Origin of the sequence: Henriciella sp., assembly GCF_049649345.1 — a bacterium.
Taxonomy (GTDB): Bacteria; Pseudomonadota; Alphaproteobacteria; order Caulobacterales; family Hyphomonadaceae; genus Henriciella.
In genome coordinates this window covers 1-2,925 of the sequence record NZ_JBARZC010000617.1, presented here as the reverse complement: position 1 = coordinate 2,925, position 2,925 = coordinate 1, and the positions used below count along the sequence as shown (strand labels likewise).

The window sequence follows — 2,925 nt, the reverse complement described above, 5'->3', positions numbered from 1 at the left end:
CTCTATGCCTATAGCGCGGCTGATTATTCGCGCGAAATGATCTTTGAAAATGACGGCAAGGACCTTGCCGATATCTCGCCGGATGGCCGCTGGCTGGCGCTCTCCAAGGATCGCACCAACGCAGACTCCAATATCTACCTTGTAGACCTTCTCGCAGACACAGCAGAGCAGCAGCTGATCACCGAGCATGAGGGTGACATCGCCTATGGCGTCTATGACTTCACCGCCGACAGTGAAACGCTGATCTACGCCACGAACGAGTTCGGCGAGTTCAACCAGGCCTGGACCTATAATCTCGCCTCGGGCGAGAAATCTCCGCTGATCGAGGCCGACTGGGATGTCTCCTATGTCTTTGACAGCCCGACAGGCCGCTACCTCGTCTCCGCAATCAATGCCGATGCTGTGACCGAACTGACCATACATGATCACGAGACGGGGGAGGATGTATCTCTCTCCGGCATTCCCGATGGTGAGCTTGGCCAGGTCCGCTTCAATGATGATGAGAGCCAGATCGCGTTCGGGGTGAACACCGATACATCGCCCTTCAATGTTTATCTTGCAGACCTTGATACAGGCGAGGCCACCCGGCTGACCAATGCGCTGCCAGAGGCAATCGATGAGAGCGATCTCGTCACCGCCAGCGTGGTTCGCTATGAGAGCTTTGACGGGCTTGAAATCCCCGGTGTCTTCTACATGCCGCAGCAGGCCTCGGCGGATGATCCTGTGCCGGCGCTGGTCTGGGTTCATGGCGGCCCCGGCGGCCAGTCGACCAAGGGGTATTCGGCGATCATCCAGCACTTGGTGAACCATGGCTATGCCGTCCTCGCGGCGAACAATCGCGGCTCATCCGGTTACGGCAAGACCTTCTTCCACATGGATGACCAGAACCATGGCGAGAAGGATCTTCAGGACATTGTCTGGGCGCGCACCTATTTGGAGGGCGTTGAGGGGATCGACCCGGACAAGATCGGCATCATTGGCGGCTCGTATGGTGGCTTCATGGTCGCCGCGGCGCTGGCCTTTGAGCCGGAAGTCTTCAATGTCGGCGTTAATATCTTCGGCGTGACCAACTGGGTCCGCACGCTGCAGTCCATCCCGCCATGGTGGGGCTCGTTCCGCGATGCACTTTACGATGAGATGGGCGACCCGGAGACTGACCTTGAACGGCTCGAACGCATCTCGCCGCTCTTCCATGCAGAGAACATAACCAAGCCGATGCTGGTCATCCAGGGCGCCAATGATCCGCGCGTCCTGCAGGTCGAGAGCGACGAGCTTGTCGCGGCGGCGCGGGAGAATGGCGCCACGGTTGAATACGTCCTCTTCCCCGATGAAGGCCACGGCTTCCAGAAGCGCGAGAACCGCATCACCGCGTCTGAGGCCTTCGTGACCTTCCTCGATACCTATCTCAAGGGCGAGATGAAGACCGATTCAATCCGCGAAGCTTCGACAACGGCAGATAGCGCGGCGGATTAGGTCCTCGCTCCAATTTGGCGTCACGCCCGATGAGCCTCAGCTCATCTGGGCGCCTATCTCCTGTTATTGGCGTTTCGCGCGGTTCCAATGGATGGAGATGGACCCTCAGATGGCTGCGCCATCGAGGGTGACGCACGTCTAAGTGATCAGACCTTCACTTCGCCTTCCTCGCGTCCATTCCAGTAATGTATGCGGGTCGCATCCACCTTGATCATGACGAGGCCGTCTGTGTCGACGCCGTCCTCGAACCATTTATCGAGATCCGGGTTCCAGTGACCTTCAAACTCGCCCTTGTCGCGGACAAGCTCTGCGTCGCCTTCGAGTGCGATCTGGAAGCCGCCATCGCCCTGATAGGTCAGGCCGACATTCGCATTCTTCTCGATGTCGGAAATGGTACGGGTATCATCCATGGCGAAGAAATAGGACGTGCCCTCAAAATCGACGTCGCGATTGTTGCTCATCGGGCGCGAGGCAATCTCGTCGCCGCTTGTGTGGGTGGACATCATGGTGATGTCGATCTTGCGCATCTTCTGCGCGATATCCTCGAGGGTGAGCTGGCTCATGGGGCGTCCTTCCTTTCTGTGCAGACCGAAAAGGAATGCCGCCGGGTGGGCGCCTGTTCCCCTCGTCGCAAAAAAGGCCGGCGCTCCATCGGGTGGAGGCCGGCCCCTGGGCATCCAAAGTGGCTGGTGGGTCTAGAGGCCGCTTGCCTGCAATTGCAGCTCCGAATTGGCAGCCGTAAGAACGGACTGGTCCGCGCCAAGCTCTTCAGGACGGGCCGCGCCGGGATAGGCGTCCGCCAGAAGGGCGAGAACCGTGTCAGCCTGGGCGGTGAACTCTGGGGCTGCGGCTTCGATGGCGGCGCGGTCATCACTCAGCATGGCTGATGCGGTGCTGTAGAAACCATAGCCGTCGAGATAGGGCTCATAGGCGTCGGTGCGCGAGGCCGAATTGTACTGGGCGGCAGCGCGGTTGATCTGGTCGGCAATGACTTTGGCTTCCACGATAGCGGTGTTGTCGGTGCCTTCAGGGGCCTTCTCAGCGGCAGTGCGGAGCGTTGCAATGATATCCTCAGCGCGGGCGCGCAGATCCTCCGCCGGCTCGTCTGCGAACACGGCCGCAGAGGCGTCGATCAGCTTCTCGGCGAATGGATCGACACCCTGCTGGACGAGGACCGGTTCAAGCTCGAACAGGATTTCACTGACCGGATGGGCGAACATCTCACCGGCAGCCCGGCGCTCACCTGCGTCCAGCGCATCGATACCGGCGCGGATATGGGCTTCGGTCACGGCAAGGGCGCTGCGATAGACGGCCGGGTCTTCAGCGGCGGCAGCGATATCGACGCCGCCTTCACCGCCTTCGCCCTCTCCGCCTTCGCCTTCGCCACCTGCTCCTTCGCCTTCGCCGCCGGACATGACATAGGAGGTGTCAGCGGTGGCGGCTGTGTCGGCC

At 60.4% G+C, this 2,925-nt stretch carries 3 protein-coding genes; 1 reads left to right on the top strand and 2 read right to left on the bottom strand.

All coding sequences use genetic code 11. The features are described from left to right. Positions 1-1,473: S9 family peptidase (locus tag WA989_RS17145; protein ID WP_424341696.1), on the top strand; the 1,473-nt coding region annotated here is incomplete at its 5' end. Positions 1,474-1,619: 146 nt separating this feature from the next. On the opposite strand, the gene WA989_RS17140 is transcribed toward WA989_RS17145, so the two are convergent. Continuing rightward, positions 1,620-2,036 carry a pyridoxamine 5'-phosphate oxidase family protein gene (locus WA989_RS17140; protein ID WP_424341695.1) on the bottom strand — a complete coding sequence of 139 codons (417 nt, stop codon included), beginning with the start codon at positions 2,034-2,036 and terminating at the stop codon, positions 1,620-1,622. Positions 2,037-2,168: 132 nt separating this feature from the next. Then, positions 2,169-2,925, bottom strand: a 757-nt coding sequence (locus tag WA989_RS17135; protein ID WP_424341694.1) for a hypothetical protein, incomplete at its 5' end; no start/stop codon positions are given.